1 protein-coding gene is annotated in these 2,039 nt (G+C 34.4%); it reads right to left on the bottom strand.

Going from position 1 to position 2,039, the window contains the following annotated elements; genetic code table 11:
- Positions 1-1,720: type IIG restriction enzyme/methyltransferase (locus tag QT74_RS07745; RefSeq protein ID WP_033765903.1), on the bottom strand; the 1,720-nt coding region annotated here is incomplete at its 3' end.
- Positions 1,721-2,039: the final 319 nt, after the last annotated feature.

Genomic DNA, 2,039 nt, shown 5'->3' on the forward strand with positions numbered 1-2,039 from the left:
GTTCTTTTTGGATGTGGTGGTGGGGGTCGTTTTCGCTATGCGGTATGGTATATTTAAAGACTTTATCCTCTGGCGTGTGAATGATGATTTCATCGTTTTCTAATTTAAGATCGTAGCGATGCAAGGAAGCAATAAGCCCTAGCTCATAAACAATTAACACCATTTCATTGAGCGCAGAGACTAAAAAATGCCCGCTCCCCACCGCCGGATCGCAAATGCGTAAAGTTAAAAGCGTGTTTAGGTATTCTTTAGCTTTTTCATTTGAAAAATTTCTGTCTATTTTTTCTCGCAACGCTTTTAGATTTTCGCAGTCCCACTGATAAATGGCGTTGAATTTATCCAACACAATGGGCGTGATACTCTCTTTGCACATGTAGCTTGTGATGAAGCTTGGGGTATAAAAGCTCCCCTCTTTATAGCCGTTGAGTTTTTCAAAAACAAGCCCTAAAACGCTAGGGTTAATCAAACGGCTTTCGCTGGTATCGGTATTATCTTTAATGTCCTTAGGGGTGGTGGTGAATTTATAAAGACGCAAAAATTTAAAAAAGTATTCCAGCAAGGGCAAAGGTTTATCTTTTTGATAATCTTCATGTTTTTTGAGAACGGAATTTTTATAGATTTCTAGCTTCTTATTGTCTAAAAGCTTGATTTCACACCCCTTTAATTCCAAAGGCGTTTGATCAAACAAACTGGAATTCAAATAAGGGATTTTTTGTAAAATCTTGTCTTCTTTAATTTCTGGTAAACGCTCGTTATTTTTCTTGGCTAGGACTTCAAAAAAGAGGGTGTTTAGGGCGTTGAAATCCTTAAAGTTTTCTGTGGTTAAGAAAGGATTTTTAAAATGCTCGAACGAGATTAAAAGGCTTTCTAAAAGCCGTAAAAACAAGATGCGGTTATTCCAAGCGATGAGTAACGCCATGACTTCTTCATCGTCTAAATTTTTGTATTCCTCTTTTAAAGCAGCGCTTAGGGAGTTTTGGGTGCGGCTGGGCTTGATTAAAGTTTTCCCCTTTTCATTTTGCTCTTCTAACCCTAAAATATAGAGCAATTCTTCATAAAAATCTTTGTTAAGCGTGTTAGCGTCAGAATATTTTGGAATTTTGAGCAAAAAATTAGGGCTTAGGGCTTGATAGATTAGGGCTAAATTTTCTTTTTTGAGAGAGATATGGTGGTATTTCAAAGAACGATCAAGCTCATTAAGGCGCTTTTGGCAAGCATCATAAAACGCTTTTGTGCGTGTATCGTTACCCTTTCTATCGTGGCAATTTTCAAAGGCTTTTTTAATTTCTTTATCTTTATTAAAAACCTCAAATTCGTCCGCATCAATGATATAAAGCTCTTTAATAGTGGCTAAGATAAGATGCTTAAGGTTGTTATTACCCCCTTTTCTTTCTCTGAGATAATAGAAAAGGCTTTCATGCAAGGCTTTAACATTCAAATCGCCCTTTTTAATAAATTCGTTGGGGTTTTTAAGGGCTTTAAATTCAATGATCACTTCCACTTCGTTATTTTCATTAAGAATAGCGCTGTCTATTTTTTCGGTGGGCTTAACCTTGTATTTAAAAACACCTTTCAATAAATCATTAAAAGCGTCGTTGTGGTGATTTTCATTTTCTTGTGGGTTGGTTTCTAAAAAGGCGTTAAAAGCGGTTTCAAAAGCTTTCAGTTGCTCTTTATTTGGGTAGTTTGTGTTGGGTAAATCTAATTTTTTATAATCCATATTAATTCCTTATACCGCTTAAAAACGCATGCTTTAAAAGTTTATCGTTGTTTATAAAAGCGTTTTTTAATGCCACGCTTTTATAAGTATAATGCTTTTCAATGCTTTAAAATGGGATAAAAACGATTATAACAAAAGTGGTATGAATTTTAAATAAAACGCTTTTCTTTAAAATTGTTCCATGTGAAACATTAGAGTAATTGATCTATTGATAAGACTTATTTAATTTAAATTTTTGACTTTCTCCAAACATGTATATAAATGATCAAGAGATATGTCCAAAATGGGTTCGAACATGAAAGAGTTAATGTGAATATTT

The organism is Helicobacter pylori SA213A (assembly GCF_000476275.1).
GTDB lineage: Bacteria > Campylobacterota > Campylobacteria > Campylobacterales > Helicobacteraceae > Helicobacter > Helicobacter pylori_CL.